Origin of the sequence: Streptomyces sp. NPDC047515 (genome assembly GCF_040643055.1) — a bacterium.
In the GTDB taxonomy this organism is placed as follows: Bacteria; Actinomycetota; Actinomycetes; order Streptomycetales; family Streptomycetaceae; genus Streptomyces.
The window spans coordinates 1-19178 of sequence record NZ_JBEYTM010000073.1 but is presented as its reverse complement, the minus strand read 5'-3'; the positions used below and the strand labels follow the sequence as shown (position 1 = coordinate 19178).

Annotated in this window: 17 protein-coding genes; 7 read left to right on the top strand and 10 right to left on the bottom strand. The window is 69.4% G+C overall.

Features of this window, described 5'->3' with window-relative positions; genetic code table 11:
• Window positions 1-53 precede the first annotated feature (53 nt).
• Window positions 54-623: a DJ-1/PfpI family protein gene (locus ABZ826_RS34815; protein WP_361457701.1), complete on the top strand. Its 570-nt coding sequence runs from the start codon at window positions 54-56 to the stop codon at window positions 621-623.
• A 38-nt stretch (window positions 624-661) separates the two neighbouring features.
• On the opposite strand, the gene ABZ826_RS34810 is transcribed toward ABZ826_RS34815, so the two are convergent.
• Window positions 662-1333 (bottom strand): HAD hydrolase-like protein, encoded by a 672-nt coding sequence (locus tag ABZ826_RS34810; protein WP_361457698.1) that lies wholly within the window; start codon window positions 1331-1333, stop codon window positions 662-664.
• A gap of 151 nt (window positions 1334-1484) precedes the next feature.
• Window positions 1485-1991 carry a hypothetical protein gene (locus tag ABZ826_RS34805; protein ID WP_361457695.1) on the bottom strand — a complete coding sequence of 169 codons (507 nt, stop codon included), beginning with the start codon at window positions 1989-1991 and terminating at the stop codon, window positions 1485-1487.
• A gap of 290 nt (window positions 1992-2281) precedes the next feature.
• Between ABZ826_RS34805 and ABZ826_RS34800 the strand changes: the two genes are divergently transcribed.
• Window positions 2282-2710, top strand: coding sequence for an Rv3235 family protein (locus ABZ826_RS34800; protein ID WP_361457692.1), 429 nt, complete (start codon window positions 2282-2284; stop codon window positions 2708-2710).
• A gap of 251 nt (window positions 2711-2961) precedes the next feature.
• Here ABZ826_RS34800 and secA read toward each other — a convergent pair whose 3' ends face one another.
• Window positions 2962-5781 carry a preprotein translocase subunit SecA gene (gene secA / locus ABZ826_RS34795; RefSeq protein WP_361457689.1) on the bottom strand — a complete coding sequence of 940 codons (2820 nt, stop codon included), beginning with the start codon at window positions 5779-5781 and terminating at the stop codon, window positions 2962-2964.
• Between the two features lie 239 nt (window positions 5782-6020).
• On the opposite strand from secA, the gene ABZ826_RS34790 reads away from it, so the two are divergent.
• Window positions 6021-6656 (top strand): GNAT family N-acetyltransferase, encoded by a 636-nt coding sequence (locus ABZ826_RS34790; RefSeq protein ID WP_361457686.1) that lies wholly within the window; start codon window positions 6021-6023, stop codon window positions 6654-6656.
• A complete protein-coding gene (locus ABZ826_RS34785) occupies window positions 6653-7828 on the top strand; it encodes a crosslink repair DNA glycosylase YcaQ family protein (protein WP_361457683.1) in 1176 nt (391 codons plus the stop codon). Before ABZ826_RS34790 ends, ABZ826_RS34785 begins: the two co-directional genes overlap by 4 nt.
• 67 nt (window positions 7829-7895) lie before the next feature.
• Here ABZ826_RS34785 and ABZ826_RS34780 read toward each other — a convergent pair whose 3' ends face one another.
• The 7 genes from ABZ826_RS34780 to mtnA form a co-directional block, all read right to left on the bottom strand.
• Window positions 7896-8645, bottom strand: coding sequence for a response regulator transcription factor (locus tag ABZ826_RS34780; RefSeq protein WP_361457680.1), 750 nt, complete (start codon window positions 8643-8645; stop codon window positions 7896-7898).
• A gap of 185 nt (window positions 8646-8830) precedes the next feature.
• Window positions 8831-9520 (bottom strand): ribosome-associated translation inhibitor RaiA, encoded by a 690-nt coding sequence (gene raiA, locus ABZ826_RS34775; protein WP_361457677.1) that lies wholly within the window; start codon window positions 9518-9520, stop codon window positions 8831-8833.
• A 322-nt stretch (window positions 9521-9842) separates the two neighbouring features.
• Entirely contained in the window at window positions 9843-10571 is a 729-nt protein-coding gene (locus ABZ826_RS34770) for a ComF family protein (protein WP_361457674.1), read from the bottom strand.
• Between the two features lie 91 nt (window positions 10572-10662).
• On the bottom strand, window positions 10663-12525 hold the full coding sequence (locus tag ABZ826_RS34765; RefSeq protein ID WP_361457671.1) for an LpqB family beta-propeller domain-containing protein: 1863 nt from the start codon (window positions 12523-12525) through the stop codon (window positions 10663-10665).
• Window positions 12515-14539 carry an MtrAB system histidine kinase MtrB gene (gene mtrB / locus ABZ826_RS34760; protein ID WP_361457668.1) on the bottom strand — a complete coding sequence of 675 codons (2025 nt, stop codon included), beginning with the start codon at window positions 14537-14539 and terminating at the stop codon, window positions 12515-12517. The genes ABZ826_RS34765 and mtrB overlap by 11 nt, the downstream gene beginning before the upstream one ends.
• Before the next feature lies 1 nt (window position 14540).
• The gene (gene mtrA, locus ABZ826_RS34755) at window positions 14541-15230 is read right to left on the bottom strand and encodes a two-component system response regulator MtrA (RefSeq protein ID WP_007448372.1); all 690 of its coding nucleotides are present in this window, start codon (window positions 15228-15230) and stop codon (window positions 14541-14543) included.
• A gap of 4 nt (window positions 15231-15234) precedes the next feature.
• Window positions 15235-16374: an S-methyl-5-thioribose-1-phosphate isomerase gene (gene mtnA, locus ABZ826_RS34750; RefSeq protein ID WP_361457664.1), complete on the bottom strand. Its 1140-nt coding sequence runs from the start codon at window positions 16372-16374 to the stop codon at window positions 15235-15237.
• Between the two features lie 140 nt (window positions 16375-16514).
• On the opposite strand from mtnA, the gene ABZ826_RS34745 reads away from it, so the two are divergent.
• From ABZ826_RS34745 to ABZ826_RS34735, 3 genes are read left to right on the top strand one after another with little or no spacing between them, the layout of a single operon-like run.
• Window positions 16515-17717, top strand: coding sequence for a glycerophosphoryl diester phosphodiesterase membrane domain-containing protein (locus ABZ826_RS34745; protein ID WP_361457661.1), 1203 nt, complete (start codon window positions 16515-16517; stop codon window positions 17715-17717).
• Window positions 17718-17721: 4 nt separating this feature from the next.
• Window positions 17722-18411: a DUF4129 domain-containing protein gene (locus tag ABZ826_RS34740; protein WP_361457658.1), complete on the top strand. Its 690-nt coding sequence runs from the start codon at window positions 17722-17724 to the stop codon at window positions 18409-18411.
• A complete protein-coding gene (locus ABZ826_RS34735) occupies window positions 18408-19124 on the top strand; it encodes a DUF4350 domain-containing protein (RefSeq protein WP_361457655.1) in 717 nt (238 codons plus the stop codon). Before ABZ826_RS34740 ends, ABZ826_RS34735 begins: the two co-directional genes overlap by 4 nt.
• Window positions 19125-19178: the final 54 nt, after the last annotated feature.

Here is a 19178-nt window from a genome sequence, read left to right as displayed (position 1 = left end):
GTTGCCGCACTCTGGTAGACGGAAAAGGCCGACGAACCCGTGGGAGCCCCGCCATGGCACCGAAGATCCTGATCGTCACCGGCGACGCCGCCGAGTCCCTGGAAGTCCTTTATCCGTACCAGCGGCTGCGCGAGGAGGGGTACGACGTCCACATCGCGGCCCCCGCCCGCAAGACGCTCCGCTTCGTGGTCCACGACTTCGAGCCCGGCTTCGACACGTACACCGAGAAGCCCGGCTACACCTGGCCCGCGGATCTGGCCTTCTCCGAGGTCGATGCCGGGGACTACGTGGCGCTGGTCGTCCCGGGCGGCCGGGCCCCCGAGTACCTGCGCAACGACGCCGAGCTGCGCAAGATCCTCAAGGCCTTCTTCGACTCCGACCGTCCGGTGGCCCAGATCTGCCACGGCCCACTGATGACGGCGGCCGTCGGCGCGCTGACCGGTCGGCATGTCACCGCGTACCCCGCTCTGGAGCTCGACATGCAGGCGGCGGGGGCCACCTTCGAGGACCACGAGGCGGTGGTCGACGGCACGCTGATCTCGTCCCGCGCGTGGCCGGACCACTCGGCGTGGATGCGCGAATTCCTGAAGGTGCTCCGCACGAAGGCCCCGGTCACCGCCTGACGGCGCCTTCCAGGGGCCCTGCCGTCGCCCTTCAGCTGCTATCCGGCCATTTCCTCGGCAAGCTCCGCGGCTTCGGCCAGACTGTCGACCACCGGCACCCCGGCCGCCTCCAGGCTGGCCCTGCTGTGCGACCCGCCGGTGTAGAGGACGGCCCTCGCGCCGACATGGGCGGCGGCCACAGCGTCGTCCACCGCGTCGCCGATGACCACCGTGCGCTCCGGGGACACCCCGTCCAGCGCGGCGAGGTGCCGCTCCATATGGAGCGCCTTGCTGCCGCCGGACGGCCCGGTGCGTCCGTCGACGCGTACGAAGTGCCGCTCGATGCCGTACCCGCGCACCACGGGGACCAGCTGGTCGTGTCCGTACATGCTCAGGAGGGACTGGCTGCCCCCGCCCAGCCGCCACCTCGTGAGGAGTTCCTCGGCGCCTTCGGTGAGCCCGCAGGCGGCCCGCTGTTCGGTGTAGTACCGGTGGAATATCCCGTCCATCCGCTCCCACTCGGCCTCCGTGGGCAGCCGCCCCATCAGCCGTTCGTAGAAGCGGGGGATCGGGATGCAGTACATCTCCCGGTACTGCTCCAGCGTGATCGGTTCCAGACCGACCTCACCGAACGCGGCGTTCGTCGCGCCGACGACCGCGGCGTTGTCGTCGAGCAGTGTGCCGTTCCAGTCCCAGACCAGATGTGTGCGGTGCTTCCCATGCGTCCCCATGCGTCAGAAAGTACCCGCAGGGTCCGACAGTCGATCCAGGAGCCGGGCCCGAGCCCGGTCCGGTCGCCGGCCCGGGAGCGGCCCGATCCCGACCGGGAGCCGGTCGGAGGGGCGGCCCGTCGGCGCGGAAGGGCCGCCCCTCGGCCCGCTCTCAGCCGATCAGGTTCGGAATCTCCTGGATGCCGAACCACAGCAGCTCGTGGTCCTCGGCGCCGTCCACGGTGAACTGCGCGTCGTCGTCACCGAGGTCCGCCGCGCCCAGCGCCGCCGCGGCGGCCGTGACGTCCTTCTCCGCGTCGTCCGCGTCGACGTGCACCGCGGCGGCCTCGGTCAGCGCGACGGGGGACGCGATCCGCACCTCACCGAGCGACGACGAGTCGAGGCTGCGGTCCGGGTCGGCCACGGCCGAGCCGTCCGGCACGTCGACGGCCACGACGACCCGTCGGCGGACCACGTCGGGGTTCCCGGCGATCAGGCGCAGCGAGGCGGAGGCCGCCCGGTTGAGCGCCGCGTACTCCAACTCCTCGATGTCGTCGGAGACGTACCACTCGCGCAGACCGGGCGTCACCGCGTAGGCGGTCAGCGGACCGGGACCGATCTCGCCCGCCTTGTGCGCCGCTGCGAGGCCGGGGAGCGTCAGGGGGACGTACACACGCATGGCTGGCCGCTTTCGTAGTCGGAAACGCCCTCAGGATACGTGCGACGTCCCTCTTTGGGGTTACGTGCATCACCGCCGCTCCGTCCACCCGGCAACCGCCTCTCACCCTCCTCACGCCCGCCTCGCGCCCCGCACGACACCCGGCACATCACCCGGATAGGTGATTCCGCCCGATCGCGTCCGGCGCCTCAGGGCGCTTGCGGCCGCCTCCGCCGTCGCCGTAGAAGATCCACAGCAGAAGTTACCGCCCGGTATTCGACCGGGCCTCTGAAGCACGGGGGCGATGAGCGATGAGCACGAACAGGACCCGGCCCACCGGACGGCACGACCGGCGCAGGCCCCAAGCCGTACCACCGCAGCGCACAAGGACTCCCCGGCGCCTGCACCCCCACCACTGGTTCGCCGAGCGCCTGCTGGCGGTTCTCAGCGGCCAGCGCCCGGTGCACTGGATGCTCGGACACACCATCGGCGAGGCCTATGACCAACTGGCCGAACTGGCTCCGCGCACGCCGCTGAGGGCCCGCGGCGCCCGCCCCGTGATCCGCATGTGCCACGGCGCCCAGCCGGCCCCGGGTGTGGTGGAGGCCTGCGCGAGCATCGCCGCGGGCGAACAGGTGAGGGCCATGGCCTTCCGCCTGGAACAGGGCCCGGACCTCCGCTGGCGCTGCGCCGCGGTGGAGCTGGGCGACGAACACCTGCGGATGGCGACAGCCCGGTAGACGCCCCACCAGGGACCTTCCCGGCCCTCCCGGCACCCAGGGGGCCCGCCGCCCGACGACCGCCGGACATCCGCGCACACGCGGCTCCACTCGGCGGCCGACGCCCGCGCCACCCCGCACCCACAGCCCGTCCGCCACCACACCCCACGTGGCGGGGGCAGGAAAACGAACCGGGGCCGAGCACCCGAACAAGGTGCCCGACCCCGGTCAGAGGCCGGTCGACGCCAACAGCGCCGACGTCACAGCCACCGCTACTTCTTGCGGCGCCGCCCACCGCCACCGTTCTTCTGGGCCTTGCGGCGCTCCGCCCGGGTCAACCCGTCGGACTCGGACCCGGCCCCACCGTCACCGTTGGAGAAGTCGCCCTCGACGACCCCGCCCTCGCCGTCCACCGTGGGAGCGGAGAAGTGCAGCCGGTCAGGACGCTGCGGGGCGTCAAGCCCCTTGGCCCGGATCTCCGGACGCGCCGCCGGTACGAGGTCCTCCTTGGCGAGCGAGGTCTGCTCGGCCTCGTCCTGCACCGGAACCTCCTCGACCTGCTGCTCGACCTGGACCTCCAGGTTGAACAGGTAGCCGACGGACTCCTCCTTGATGCCCTCCATCATGGCGTTGAACATGTCGAAGCCCTCGCGCTGGTACTCGACCAGCGGGTCCTTCTGCGCCATGGCACGGAGGCCGATGCCCTCCTGGAGGTAGTCCATCTCGTAGAGGTGCTCACGCCATTTGCGGTCCAGGACGGACAGCACGACCCGCCGCTCCAGCTCACGCATGATGTCCGAGCCGAGCTGCTTCTCGCGCTCGTCGTACTGCTCGTGGATGTCGTCCTTGATGGACTCACCGATGAATTCGGCGGTGATCCCGGCCCGGTCGCCGGCCGCGTCCTCCAGTTCCTCGACGCTGACCTTCACCGGATAGAGCTGCTTGAACGCGCCCCACAGCCGGTCCAGGTCCCACTCCTCGGCGAAGCCCTCGGCGGTCTCCTGGCGGATGTAGTCGTCGATCGTGTCGTCCATGAAGTGGCGGATCTGGTCCTGCAGATCCTCGCCCTCCAGGACCCGGCGGCGCTCGCCGTAGATGACCTCACGCTGCCGGTTGAGCACCTCGTCGTACTTCAGGACGTTCTTACGCGTCTCGAAGTTCTGCTGCTCGACCTGCGACTGCGCCGAGGCGATCGCCCGCGTCACCATCTTGTTCTCGATCGGCACGTCGTCCGGCACATTGGCCATCGACATGACGCGCTCGACCATCTGCGCCTTGAACAGCCGCATCAGGTCGTCGCCGAGCGACAGGTAGAAGCGGGACTCACCGGGGTCGCCCTGACGGCCGGAACGACCACGCAGCTGGTTGTCGATACGCCGCGACTCGTGCCGCTCGGTGCCCAGGACGTAGAGCCCGCCGAGCTCCCTGACCTCTTCGAATTCGGCCTTCACGGCCTGCTCGGCCTTCTCCAGCGCCGCGGGCAGCGCGGCCGCCCACTCCTCGACGTGCTCGACGGGGTCGAGCCCGCGCTGGCGCAGCTCCGCCTCGGCGAGATCGTCCGGGTTGCCGCCGAGCTTGATGTCGGTGCCTCGTCCGGCCATGTTCGTCGCGACCGTGACGGCGCCCTTGCGGCCGGCCTGGGCGACGATCGTCGCCTCGCGGTCGTGCTGCTTGGCGTTGAGGACCTCGTGCTGGACACCGCGCTTGGAGAGCTGCTGCGAGAGGTACTCGGACTTCTCGACCGAGGTGGTGCCGACCAGGATCGGCTGGCCCTTCTCGTGCTTCTCGGCGATGTCGTCGACGACCGCGGCGAACTTCGCGACCTCGGTGCGGTAGATCAGGTCCGACTGGTCGGCACGGACCATCGGCCGGTTCGTCGGGATCGGCACCACACCGAGCTTGTAGATCTGGTGGAACTCGGCGGCCTCGGTCATCGCCGTACCGGTCATGCCGGAGAGCTTGCCGTAGAGGCGGAAGAAGTTCTGCAGGGTGATCGTGGCGAGCGTCTGGTTCTCGTCCTTGATGTCCACCCCTTCCTTCGCCTCGATCGCCTGGTGCATGCCCTCGTTGTAGCGGCGGCCGGCGAGGATACGGCCGGTGTGCTCGTCGACGATCATGACTTCGCCGTCGATGACGACGTAGTCCTTGTCCTTCTTGAAGAGCTCCTTCGCCTTGATGGCGTTGTTGAGGTACCCGACGAGAGGGGTGTTCACGGACTCGTAGAGATTCTCGATGCCGAGCCAGTCCTCGACCTTCGAGACGCCGGACTCATGGATGGCGACGGTCCGCTTCTTCTCGTCGACCTCGTAGTCGCCGGTCTCCTCGATGCCCTTGAGCGGGTTGCCTGCCTCGCCCTTGGTCAGGCGCGTGACCAGCTTGGCGAAGTCGCCGTACCACTTGGTGGCCTGGTCGGCCGGGCCGGAGATGATCAGCGGCGTGCGGGCCTCGTCGACGAGGATCGAGTCGACCTCGTCGACCACGGCGAAGTTGTGGCCACGCTGGACGAGCTCGTCCGCGGACCACGCCATGTTGTCGCGGAGGTAGTCGAAGCCGAACTCGTTGTTCGTGCCGTACGTGATGTCGCAGGCGTACTGCTCACGGCGCTGGGCCGGCGTCATGTTGGCGATGATGCAGCCGACGGTCAGGCCGAGGAACTTGTGGACCCGGCCCATCAGCTCGGAGTCGCGCTCGGCGAGGTAGTCGTTGACCGTGATCAGGTGCACGCCCTTGCCGGAGAGCGCGTTGAGGTACGCCGGCAGGGTGCCGACCAGGGTCTTGCCCTCGCCGGTCTTCATCTCGGCCACATAGCCGAGGTGCAGGGCTGCACCGCCCATCATCTGAACGTCGTAGTGGCGCTGTCCGAGGACCCGCTTGGCGGCCTCACGGACGGTCGCGAATGCCTCGGGGAGCAGGTCGTCCAGGCTCTCGCCGTCCGCGTACCGTTCCTTGTACTCGTCGGTGAGCGCCCGCAGCTCGGCGTCGGAGAGGTTGACGAAGTCCTCTTCGATGGAGCTGACCTGGTCCGCGATGCGGTGCAGTTTGCGCAGGATCTTGCCTTCGCCTGCACGCATGAGCTTGTTGAAGACGGACACTGAGGCTGGTCTCCTTGCCGGTCGGGCCTGGCACTGGGTCGTGGTATGGACTCTGGCGCGGGCACGGCAGGTGGGCCCCACCGCAACGGCCATCGTAAGCGAGGACCCCGTCGCGCCGGGAGGGCTGCCGCCGCGTCGGCTCTGCCGTCCCCTCCCAGTCAACGGCCGGGGGGTGCCGAAGGTGCCGGGAAGTCCGAAAAGTGTTCGCCTCCCGGCCGGCGCCTCAGCAGAATCCGCGCATGGAGCCGATCACCCTCACCACCGAGCGTCTGCTGCTGCGTCCCTTCACCGGTGGCGACGCGGACGAGATCCATGCCGCCTGCCAGGACCCGGACATCCAGCGCTGGACGGTCGTGCCCTCCCCGTACAGCCACGCCGACGCGGAGTTCTTCGCGGAAAAGCTGTCCCCCGGCGGCTGGCACGACGACTCCGCGTACGGCTTCGCGGTGGTCCTGCGCGGGAGCGGAGCGCTGGTGGGCGCGCTCGGCATCACCCGCCACCATCTGCCGGGCACGTACGAGGTGGGTTTCTGGACCGCCAGGGAGCACCGGGGCCGCGGTTACACGTCGGAGGCGGTCCTGGCCGCCGCCCGGTGGACCTTCGCCTCGCTCGGCGGCGACCGGCTGGAGTGGCGGGCCGAGGTCGGCAACGCCCCCTCGCGTGCCGTGGCGCTGAGAACGGGATTCCGGATGGAGGGCGAGCAGCGATCGGGGCTGCTCAACAAGGGTGTACGGCGCGACGCCTGGATCGGTGCGCTGCTCCCGTCCGATCTCGGCCTGCCGGGCACCGACGCCTATCTGCCCGCAGCCGGCCGACCCCGATCGGTGAACCCCACGCCCGGATGTCAGCGCCTGCCTCTAGGGTGCGGGACATGACGTCTGTGCCGCCCCCCGCCGCCGAACTCTCCGCCGACCAGGCGCGCAGGATCGCCCTGCGCGCCCAGGGCTTCCTGGGCGCTCCGGACCGCCGGGCCGGGGTTCCGGGTGTACTGCGGCATCTCGGTGCCGTGCAGCTCGACACGATCTCGGTGCTCGCGCGCTCGCACGAACTGATTCCGTACGCGCGCCTCGGCGCGATCGGCCGGCGCGCGGTCGAGGAGGCGTACTGGTCGGGCGGCCGTACCTTCGAGTACTGGTCGCACGCGGCGTGCATCCTGCCGGTCGAGGAGTGGCCGCACTTCGCGTTCCGCCGCCGCGCCTACCGCTCGCGCCCGCACTGGCACCACGACCTGCCGGACGGCGCCTACGAAACGGTGATCAAGCAGCTGCGCACCGAGGGCCCGCTGACGGCGACGGAGCTGGGCGGCGCGAAGAACGGCGGGGAGTGGTGGGACTGGTCGGAGTCGAAGGTCGCCGTCGAGCGCGCCCTGATGTACGGGGAGGTGGTGTGCACCGAGCGGCGCAGCTGGAAGCGGGTGTACGACCTCGCCGAGCGGGCCCTGCCCGACGCCGTGCTGCACGACGATCTGGACGACGCGGAGTGCCTGCGTCGACTGGTCGCGCTCGCGGGGCAGTCCCTGGGGATCGGCACCCGCGTGGACATCGCGGACTACCACCGGCTCAAGGGAGAGCAGTTCGACGCCGTCGTGGCCGACTCCGGTCTGGTGCCGGTGACGGTGCGGGGCTGGGCGAAGCCCGCCTGGGCGGATCCGGCGGCACTGGCCTCAGAGCCGCGCGGGCGGCATCGCACGACCCTGTTGTCGCCGTTCGACTCCCTGGTCTGGGAGCGCGCACGCACCGAGCGGATCTTCGGTTTCGCGCACCGACTGGAGGCCTATGTCCCCAAGCCCAAGCGGATACACGGCTACTTCGCGATGCCGCTGCTGGCGGGTGGAAAGCTGCAGGGCCGCGTCGACCCGGCGCGCGAGGGCAGCACGCTGGTGGCCCGTCAGGTGTCCCTGGAGAGCGGGAAGGCCGTGGTGCCGATGGCCGAGGCCCTGGTGGAGGCCGCGTCCTGGGTCGGCTGCACGGACGTCAGGCTGGAGCAGGTCGACGCACCGGAACTGCGCGGGCCGCTCGCTCAGGAAATCGCCCGCGCTCTGACGTGAGCGCGCATTACCTTCCCTTTACCCGGCACCGACCTGTTCGATCCGTTCGGTCCCGTCGTCCCAGCGGTCACCTGATCTCCAGGATCTTCTCCCGCATGGCATAGACCACAGCCTCCATCCTGGAGTGCAGCTGCAGCTTCTCCAGAATGTTGCGGACGTGGTTCTTCACGGTGTTCTCGGAAATGAACAGCTCCTTCGCGATATCGCGATTATTCATGCCCGTTGCAACGAGTTTCAGGACTTCGAGCTCACGGTCGGTGAGCCGCGGCGCGGGCACCAGCCGGCGCTCGTCGGTCCGCTGGATCATCGACTTGAACTCGGTGAGCAGTTTGGACGCCATGGAGGGGCTGATCTGGGACTGTCCGTCGGCGACCGCGCGAATCGCCGTCGCCACCTCGTCCGTCGAGATCTCCTTGAGGAGATAGCCGGTGGCGCCCGCCTTGATCGCGTCGTAGAGGTCGGCCTCCTCATCGCTGATCGTCAGCATGATGATCTTCGCGCTGGGAGCCACCTCCTTGATCGACGTACAGGCCTCGATGCCCCCGCGCCTGGGCATCCGTACATCCATCAGCACGATGTCGGGCAGCAGATCGGCCGCCTTGTCGACCGCCTCCGCCCCGTCACCCGCCTCGCCGACGACCTGGATGTCCTCCTCCTGGGCGAGGACGATCTCCAGCCCTCTGCGGAAGAGAGCGTGGTCGTCCACCACGAGGACCCGGATCGGCTCCTTGCGGGAACCACTTTCCGCGTCGGCACCGGTCCCGGCAGCGCCGCCGGCATCATTCGCATCGCGCACGGGCCCGAAGGTGTCCGCCATCGTTCTTCCCCCTGAAGGCCATGGCCTGAAGTTCACAAACTGTCCGCCAACGGCAGTTCACAGAGCGCCGGTTGGCTTGGGACGACATGATTTCATGCCTGGCCGTCGGAGCGGCGATCCCGTGGCCGCACACGGGTGCCCCTGGGGGCGCACAGACGCTCCAGGGGCACCGTGGAAGCGTGGCGTCAGCCGCCGAGCGCACCGCCCGCGCCGCCCGCCTCATCGGCGGCCAGCGGATCGGTCCTCAGGTGAATGACACCGTAGTCATAGGCATGCCGCCGGTAGACGACACTGGGTTCCTTCGTCTCGGAGTCGACGAACAGATAGAAGTCGTGCCCGACCAGCTCCATCTCGTAGAGCGCCTGATCGAGCGACATCGGTGCGGCGATGTGCGTCTTCTCGCGCATCACCAGCGGACCCTCGCCCTGCACCTCCAGCGAGCCGAACCTGGTGGTGGGCACGGTCTGGCCCGTCTCACTCCCCACCAGATCACCCTCGCCGTTGAACGACGCCGCGCCCGGCACGGTCTCGGCGACTTCGGCAGCGGGAATCCGGCCGTTGCCACGGCGGCTGTAGCGCTTGTCGTGCTGCTTGCGCAGGCGCGCCTCCAACTTGCCGGTGGCCAGGTCCAGCGCTGCGTACGGGTCACCTGCGGCCGCTTCCGCCCGGATGACCGGCCCACGCGAACGGAGCGTGATCTCCACCCGGTCGGAACGATCGGCCTGACGGGGGTTCGGCTCCTTGGACACCTCGACGTCGAGGCTGATCACCTTGCCGTCGAACTTCTGGATCTTGTCCAGCTTCAGCTTCTCGGCCACGTGCTTGCGGAACCGCTCCGGCACCTCGGTCTTGCGGCCCTTGACGACGATGTCCACGCAGAACTCCGTTCCCGGATCGCTCCGCTCAGCGGCGGAGCGTCTCCCTTTTGCACCAGGCCCCGGTGATGGCCGGAGCCGCGGACTCGGTGACTTCCACCTCCTCCTCCCCCATCGGCAGGGTCTCCACCCCACCGAATTTCCTGCTTCCGGACTACTGGTGAGTTGCCTGCCCGAAACCTGGCGGTGCATTCGTCGAGGTCCGGCATTCACCATTCCTCACAACCGAACATAGCCTGCCCGGCCCGATGTCGGCACCCGCTACTCGCACGTACCTCCGTTCAGGTCTTTTTACTCACTCACTACCTGCAACGATGCAAGTTCACTGACAGTTCCGGTCTATTTCGAAGGCCGACGGAGAAACTGCGACAACGGCCGCCTGCCCGCTGCCGTGGGCGACGCCCTCGCGCCCGCCCGCTGCCGCGATGGCCCGAGCCGCCTCGACCAGCGAGGCACCCGTCGTCAGAAGGTCGTCCACCAGCACCACCTGTCCGGCCTCAAGCAGCCGTTCACCCCCGGCCATGACCTCCAGGGCCCCCGCGAGATTCGCCTGCCGCTGCCGGGCCCCGAGCCCCGTCTGATCGGCCACCGGACGCCGCTGCCGGAGCACCGCGACCACCCCGGCCCGCGTACCGCAGCGCCGTAGCTCACCTGCGGCGGCCAGAGCCATCCGCCGCATCGGATCGTGCCCCCGCGCCGCCACGGCCCGCCGCGTCGACGGCACAGGGACAAGCAGCAGCGGGCCGACGACTCCCCCATGCCCCGCCCCGGCCCGTACGGCCCCCGCCAGCGCCTTGCCGAGCGGCCCGGCAAGGCCCAGGGCACCCCGCTCCTTATGGGCCAGCAGCACCGCCCGTACCGCGTTCTCGTAGCCGGCCGCCGCATGCACCACAGGCAGCCCCCTGGGCTCCGGCACCGGCCTCACCCGGCGCGGTGGCTGACCGTACAAATCCGTTCGGCACTCCTCGCACAGCTCCGTACGCGGCCTGCCGCAGCCACCACAGGACGCCGACAGGACCAGTCCGGAGATCTCCCGCCACCACCCCCGCATGACTCCACTGTGCGCTCCTCGAAGGCACCCGGCCACCCCTGTGGAAAACGTGGCGACGGACTCGCCTGTCTCGACCCGAACTCGCCGGGTCTCAGCCCGGGTAGACCAGCGACCGGCCTTCCTTGACCACCGTCTGCCAGTTGTCACCCGGCGACAGCTTCACTATCCCGTCACTCAACGTGGCCGCCATCAGCGGCAACTGCTCGTCGTCCGCCGCCGCGACCGACGACACCTGGTTCACGCCGGGCAGAACGCCCGACGCGGGCGTCGAACCGTCCGCCTGCACGTAGCGCACCTGCTGGACGCCGCCCTGCTCCTTGCCGACCACCACGAGACGGCTCCGGCCCGACCACGACATCGCGGTCACGTTCGTCAGCTGAGGTGCGGCCTGGCGCAACTCGACCACCGAGACCTGCTGATCCGTCTCCGGACCGCGCCGCTCGATCCGGCCGATCTTCAACGTCGTGTGGTTGTCCTGAGTCACCAGGAGCGCGATCCGCACCCCGTCCGCGGACATCCGCAGCGCCTCGATCCGACCGTCCAGGCCCGGTACGGCGACTTTCTGCGGCTTGCCGTCCCCACCGGCCAGCCGCAGCAGCCTGCGGTTGCCGGGGTCCCGGTCCGCCACCCACAGGTCGCCCCGACCGTCCCAGCTCGGCACCGACAGACGGTCGTTCTGGTCCGCGGCCCCGCTGGTCACCAAGGCGGCCGGAAGCTCGCCGTCCGAGATGATGGACGACACATAGAGGGCCCTCTTGTCCTGCGAGACCGCCGCCGCCGACTGCTCGTCCCTGGCCACACCGACCGTGCCCATCCGCACTGGTCCATTGCCCAGCGGGCCGGCCACCACCTCCGGAGTGCCACTGCCCTTGGTGCTGCCGGGAATGCGCTCCACATGTCCCTTGCCGTCGATGAAGTACTGGCTGTCCGGACCGCTCGACGAACCGTCAGGGGCGAACTCCTCCGCCTGATCCGTCCCGAGAACACATAGCGGGGAGCCGTCGGAGCGTTGCAGCTCGACCTGCTCGACCCGTGCGGACGTCAGGTCCCGCAAGGTGTAGAGGATCTGAGAGGCCATCATGCGGCAGGAGCGCTGTCCGACGCCGTCCGCCTTCTTGCTGAGCGGGACCTTCAGAACATTGCGGTCGTCGGGGGTCAGGGCGGTGACACCCTTCTTCAGCGTCGTACCCGCGGGGAAGCTGGAGCGGACCACGGGGCGCAGCCAACTGGTCGGCCCCGCCAACAGGCTTCGCACGGCCTGCGTCACGGTGTCCATCTTGGTGGCAGGGTCCGTCCGGCTGCGGAGGTAGACGGGGTCGGCGACCAGGGTCGACTGCGCCTCCGTCCGCCCCGCGGCGAAGTAGTACTTGTCGACGGAACGGTAGAGGCGTTTGAAGTCCGACTGCCCGAGCAGAAGGCCGTCCGGCACAGCATCGATGCGCCACTCCTTGCCGTCCGGCCCGTTCTCTCTCACCAGGCGCAGGGTCTGGTTGTAGTCCGCGGGCGCAAGCGGCTGATAGGCGCTCTGGGCATCGACCGTTGCCACCTTCTCACCGGTCAGGGTGTAGGTGACGTCCGTGATGCCGGGGTCGCTGTCGCGGAACGGGCGGTCGCTCCGGTTCGGCGCCTTGGTGAGCACCGTCGTGAACGCGCTGGGCCGCCACTTGCTCGCCGCCTTCTTCGTCAGGTACATGCGGGTCGTCCTGAAGCCCGGGTCATCGCTGGTCATGGACTCCAGGAAGCCGTCGACGACCTCCTCGGGGGTGGCGTTGTCACGCGGCGCCACGGCGTACACCTGTACCTGGGAGTCACCGGGCTGCGATGCGTCGACGGCCTTGACGTCCCCGGTGACAGGCATCGAGCTGCACGCGGACAGCAGCACGACACCGCATCCGAGCAGCGCGACCAGCCCCGGCACACGCTCATGGCCGCGCCTGTGACGGTCAGTGCCCATGATTCGTGTCCCCCCGGTCCGGGTCCTGCCCTGCAGAGCCGAAATCTCCACCCGGCCGGTCCTCGGCGGGGCGCGCGACCACCCGTGCGCCACTCCCCGGCAGGGCCGCCGGATGCACCGAGACCGGCGCCGTCCGGGAGGCCACGGGAGCACGCGAGGGTACGGGCAGTGCGGCCCGATCGTTGCCTCCGGGCTGGGCCGGCACCGCCGTCAGCCGGTGCTCGCTCCCGGTCGTGGGAGCGGTCGCGGCTCGCTCCCGGTTCTCCCGGTTGCGCCGGGAGTCCTCGGGTTCCAGCGGTATCGGCGATCCGCGCAGCGGTTCGTCCGCCGTGCGCGGCAGAGTGAGACGGAACTGCGAACCGCCGCCCGGCTCGCCCCAAGCCTGCAACCAGCCACCATGCAGCCTCGCGTCCTCCACGGCGATGGACAGTCCGAGTCCGGTGCCGCCGGTCGTCCGCGCGCGGGCCGGGTCGGCCCGCCAGAAACGGTTGAACACCCTCGTCGCCTCGCCCGGCTTGAGCCCCACACCGTAGTCCCGGACGGCCACGGCGACCGCGCCTCCGGCCACCCCCATCCGCACCACGACGTCCCGGCCCTCGCCGTGCTCGACGGCGTTGACCACCAGGTTGCGCAGGATTCGCTCGACCCGCCGTGCGTCGACCTCCGCTATCACCGGCTGCTCGTCGCCGACCACCCGGATCCGGGTGCCCTTGCGTTCGGCCAGCGGCTCGGCCCCGCCGATCACCCGTCGCACGACCTGCCGCAGATCAATCGGCTCGGCCTCCAGCGCCGCGGCGCCCGCGTCGAACCGGCTGATCTCCAGCAGATCGGAGAGCAGCGACTCGAACCGGTCGAGTTGATCCCCGAGCAGCTCCGCGGAGCGGGCCGTCACGGGATCGAAGTCGCTGCGGGCCTCGTGGATGACATCGGCAGCCATCCGCACGGTCGTCAGCGGCGTCCGCAGCTCGTGGGAGACGTCGGAGACGAAGCGCCGCTGCATCCGCGACAGCTCCTCCAGCTGCTGGATCTTCAGCTGCAGATTCTGCGCCATCTTGTTGAAGGCCTCGCCGAGCCGCGCGATGTCGTCCTCGCCCGTGACCTTCATCCGTTCCTGGAGCCTGCCGGCGGAGAGCCGCTCGGCGATGCCCGCCGCCATCCGCACGGGCGTGACGACCTGCCGCACCACGAACCACGCGATGGCCCCGAGCAGCACGACGACGAACAGCCCCGCTGTCGCCAGCGTTCCTCTGACCAGCGTCAATGACTTCTCCTCCTGCGTCAGCGGGAAGAGGTAGTACAGCTGGTACGGATTGTGGTCGATGTCGTACAGCCGCTTGCCCACGACGAGTCCGGGCTGCGACGGCTGCCCGTTCGCGTACTGGATCCGGGAGTACGTCTGAAACGCCCCAGGGCCCTTGTTCACGGAGTCCCGCAGGGTCTGCGGAATGCTCACCGCCTCCACGCTGCCCGAGCCGCGCGGCGCACGGGCGCCCTCGTCGGCACTGAGCGCCACCACGTTGAAGGCGTTCTTGCCGCCACTGGCGAGCTGGTCGACGAGTTCGGTCCGCCAGGAGTTGTTGGCCGTGGTGCCGTCCGTCGTGTCACCACCCTGCCCACCAGGGCCGAGCGGAGCGTTGGCCTTCTCCTGGGCCGCGGCGAAACCGCCGGCGGCCTGGGTCTGGGCAGCCTTGCCCTTGGCGTCGAGAAGGCCGTTGCGCACCTGCCCGATCACGACGAAGCCGAGCAGCAGCACCACACCGAGCGACATGAGCAGCGTGCCCGCCACGACCCGCAACTGCAGATTGCGCCGCCACAGCCGTAGGGCCGGCAGCAGCGGACGCCGCACCCAACGCATCAGCAACCGCGGTACAGGGCCGCCGAGCGCCCGGTCCTGGATCAACCGGCCGCCCTGCAGAAGACGCCCGACCTGGGACGTCTTGTGTCCTGGAGCAGCAGCCCGCTCCGCACGGGCTCCCGGCTCCCCGGGCTGCGGAGCAGCGCTACCCAGGGGCATGTCAGCTCGGTCCGGCCTTGTAACCGACCCCTCGGACGGTCACCACGATCTCGGGCCGCTCCGGGTCTTTCTCGACCTTCGAGCGCAGTCGCTGGACATGCACATTCACCAGCCGGGTGTCGGCGGCGTGGCGATACCCCCACACCTGCTCCAGCAGTACCTCACGGGTGAAGACCTGCCACGGCTTACGGGCGAGCGCGACCAGCAGATCGAACTCCAGCGGAGTGAGGGCGATCGACTGCCCCTCCCTCTTCACCGAGTGACCCGCCACATCGATGACCAGATCCCCGATGGTCAGCTGCTCCGGCGCCGGTTCCTCGGACCTCCGCAGACGTGCCCTGATCCGGGCAACCAACTCCTTAGGTTTGAACGGCTTCACGATGTAGTCGTCGGCCCCGGACTCCAGACCCACCACCACATCAACCGTGTCGCTCTTGGCAGTGAGCATGACGATCGGCACACCCGACTCGGCCCTGATCAACCTGCAGACCTCGATGCCGTCCCTACCGGGCAGCATCAGATCCAGCAGGACCAGGTCCGGCTTGGCCTCTCGAAATGCGGCAAGTGCCTTGTCGCCGTCCGCTACGAACGACGGCTCGAACCCTTCACCACGCAGCACAATCCCGAGCATCTCGGCCAGTGCGGTGTCGTCGTCGACGACAAGGACGCGTCCCTTCATAATCGACATCATCCCATTAGCTAATCGTTACCTGCGATGATCTGGCACACAGCTCTGCCAGTCCGACCCCCGTGACCGGGGAAACCACGCCCTCCTCCGTGACAATCGCCGTGACCAGCTCCGGCGGTGTGATATCGAACGCGGGGTTGTACGCCGGGGCTCCGGCGGGCGCCACGAGCAGCCCACCGACGTCCGCGCCTGCGGCTCCGGCCCGCACTGATGTGAGCTCCGTCACTTCACTCCCGGATCGCTGCTCGACGGTGATGGATGCCCCGTCCACGGTGTCCAGATCAACGGTCGTAGTCGGGGCCACGACGATGAACGGTACGTGGTGGTACTTCGCGAGCACCGCCAGCGGGTAGCTCCCCACCTTGTTCGCCACCGATCCGTCCGCGGCGATGCGGTCCGCCCCGATGAGCACGGCGTCCACCTCCCCCGCGGCGAACAGCGAACCCGCGGCGTTGTCCGTGAGCACGCTGTACGGCATGCCATTGCGCGCGGCCTCGTACGCGGTCAGGCGCGCACCCTGCAGCAGCGGACGAGTCTCATCCACCCACAGTCGGCGCAGCCGCCCCTCCCGGTGAGCCCCGAGCGCCACCGCGAAAGCAGTACCGGCACCACCCGAGACGAGCGCCCCTGTATTGCAGTGGGTCAGCAGTTGATGCCCGGGTCCCGGCAGCAGTTCATCCAGAAGCGCGAGCCCGTATCGCGCCATACGCCGACTGGCCTCGGCATCTTCCCGGTGCAGCGCTCGGGCCTCGGCCAGCGCCACCTCAGCGGCCTGTTCCGGACCGGCCCCCTTCCCGACAGCCGCCCGGTACGCCCCCACTGCCCGCCGCACCCCGTATCCGAGATTCACCGCGGTGGGCCTCGACCGCTCGAGCAGCCCGGCAGCCTCCGCCACGTCGTCGCCCCGCACCGCTGCGAGAGCCACCCCATAGGCCCCCGCAATGCCCAGCAACGGTGCTCCGCGCACCGCCAGCACCCGGATCGCCCGCACCAGTGCGGGCACATCGGTGCACACCAGCTCGACCTCCTCGGCGGGCAGGCGCGTCTGGTCGAGAAGCACCAGTGCGGGACCATCCGGAAGGTCATCCCAGCGAAGTACGGCGTGCGGCTCGATGCTCATCCGCGATTGCGCGTCCTGATCAGCCATCCGCCCAGTCTGCCCGGTGAGCCGCCCACAAATGAAGGTAGGAACGAGATACGACGCCAGACCCGTACTGGAGCAACGCGTGGCACGATGGCTGCCAACCTGCCGTCCAAGTGCGCGGGCAGGACCGTGAAGGAGCGAGAATGAACGACACTCCGGGCTGGGCCTCGCCCGGATCTGCCCCCTCCGAGGGTCAGGGGGCGGGCGTCCCCCGGCCTTCCGAGCCCGTCGACGGCAGCGGCCCGGCGGGGAACTGGTCTCCCACGCAGCCGCCCGCAGGGCAGTGGTCCCCACCAAGCGCTCCCGGGACAGGCCCCGGCGCTCCTCCCCCCGCCCCCGGCTGGGGCGGGGGTTCTCAGGGCCACGGCTGGGGGCAGCCGCCTGTGGCGGCCAAGCCCGGCGTCATCCCGCTCCGGCCGCTCGGCGTCGGCGAGATCCTCGACGGCGCAGTCTCCACGATGCGCGCCCACTGGCGCACCGTCCTCGGCATCACGTTGGCGGTCTCCGTGCTCGCCCAGATCGCGATCACCCTTGTGCAGCGCTATCTGCTGCCGGAACCCGCAGCGATCGACCCGAACGCCACCGGCTCGGAGGCACTCCGGCAAAGCGCCGACTCGGCTCAGTCGGCACTCATCAACAGTGTGCCGTCCCTGCTCATCACCATGATCGCCACGCTGATCACGACATCCGTGCTGACCGTGGTGATCAGCCGCTCGGTGCTCGGCCGCCCGGTGACGCTCTCCGACGCATGGCACGAGGCCCGTCCCCGTCTTCCCCAGCTGCTGGGGCTCACACTGCTGCTGGCCCTGATCAGCGCCGCGATCATGACGGTCGGCCTGTTGCCGGGCATGCTGATCGGCTCCGCCGCAGGCGCCGGGCTCGTCGTCATCGGGCTCGTGGCCGCCTCCGTCGTGGTCATCTGGCTGATGGTCCGCTTCTGCCTCGCCTCGCCGGCCCTGATGCTGGAGCGGCAATCGATCACGACCTCCATGCGCCGCTCCGACAAGCTGGTCAAGGGAGCATGGTGGCGGACCTTCGGCGTCCTGGCTCTCACCGGCCTGCTGACGCTCATCGTGTCCGTGATCATCGCCATCCCCTTCAGCATCATCGCAATGGTCGTGGACGGCGGCGGTATCGACCGCTTCCTCACCGACAGCTCCACCGACTTCGGCTGGCCGTTCCTGATCGTCTCCGGCATCGGCCAAGTGATCACCGCGACGATCACCTACCCGCTCTCCGCCGGTGTGATGGCCCTGCTCTACATCGATCAGCGCATCCGTCGCGAGGCACTCGACCTCGATCTCGCCCGGGCAGCCGGTCTGCCCGGATACGACACCAGGAGCTGATGCCATGTCGGGGGCTGGGGGCGCGACAACGGCACGGCTACTGCTCCGCGCGAGCGGCGGCGTACCCGTGGACACTTCGCGTGTCCCCGCCCGCGAGGCGGCAAAGCACGAGCTGTCCAAACCGATGTACCACGAGAACGATCCCAACCTCCTCCAGCGCGGTCTCGACCGCCTCTGGGGTTGGATCGGCGATCTCCTGAGCACGGCCTCCGGCGCCGCGCCGGGCGGCCCACTCGGCCTTGTCGTACTCGTACTGGTCGTCATCGGCCTGGTCGCCGCACTCTGGTGGCGGCTGGGCACCCCGCACCGCACTGTGCGTTCCGCTGACGCCTTCTTCGACGACAGCCCCCGCAGCGCGGCCGAACACCGGACGGCCGCCGAGGCCCACGCCGCTGCACATCGTTGGAATCCGGCGGTCCAGGAACGCACGCGCGCCATCGTCCGTGCTCTGGAAGAACGAGCCCTGCTCGACCCCCGCCCCGGACGTACCGCCGACGAGGCCGCCGCCGAAGCCGGCCGTCCGCTGCCCGCACACGCCACGCGACTCCACGCGGCCGCCAGAGCATTCGACGACGTCACATACGGCGGCCGCACTGCGGACCGGCAGGCGTATCTGGACCTGCGAGCTCTTGACCTCGATCTCGAAACCGCGAAGCCTCTCCTGACATCCGCGGCCCAGGGAGCAGCCGAATGACCGAGGTCACCGCCGCCCCCACCACCTCTGCTTCCCTCAGCCCACGCCAGATCTGGTCCCGCACCCGCGGTCTGCTGCTCGCCCTGCTCGTACTCCTCGCAGCCGGAATCAGTCTGGCAAGCGTGCGCTCCGGTGACCAACACGGCCGCCTCGACCCCCGTTCCGCCGACCGCTACGGCAGCCGGGCCGTCGCCGAGCTCCTCAAGGATCACGGCGTCTCCGTTCACGTGGCCACCACGCTCGACGAGGCCACGGCCCAGGTCGGCCCCGAGACCACGTTGCTCGTCGCCTCTCCCGATCTGCTGACACCTCGTCGGCAGAGCGAGCTGCGCGCCACAACCGACCGATCGGCCGGCCGAACCGTTCTGCTCGCGGCCGGCCCGCCGTCCGTGGGCACCCTGGTCCCCGGCGTCCGCGCGGAGTCCGAACAGCCAGTGGCAACCCGCTCCCCTCAGTGCTCGCTGCCTGCCGCACGCAACGCCGGCGATGTCGAAACGGGAGGCTTCCGCTATACCTCGGACAGCCTCGACACCGTCGGCTGCTTCCCGGGCGAGGGGCGTCCCACCCTGCTTCTGGTCGAACACGGCGCGGGCGACACCGTTCTCCTCGGTTCCCCCGACCTTCTCTACAACGAACGACTCGGCAACCAGGGCAACGCCTCCCTGGCCCTTCTGTCGGCAACGGGTGAAATGGATACCACGGGCGGCGGATGAAAAGTGAGCCACTCTGCGATCTCTTGATCATTCTGGCTTCAGGGTTCTGGAGTC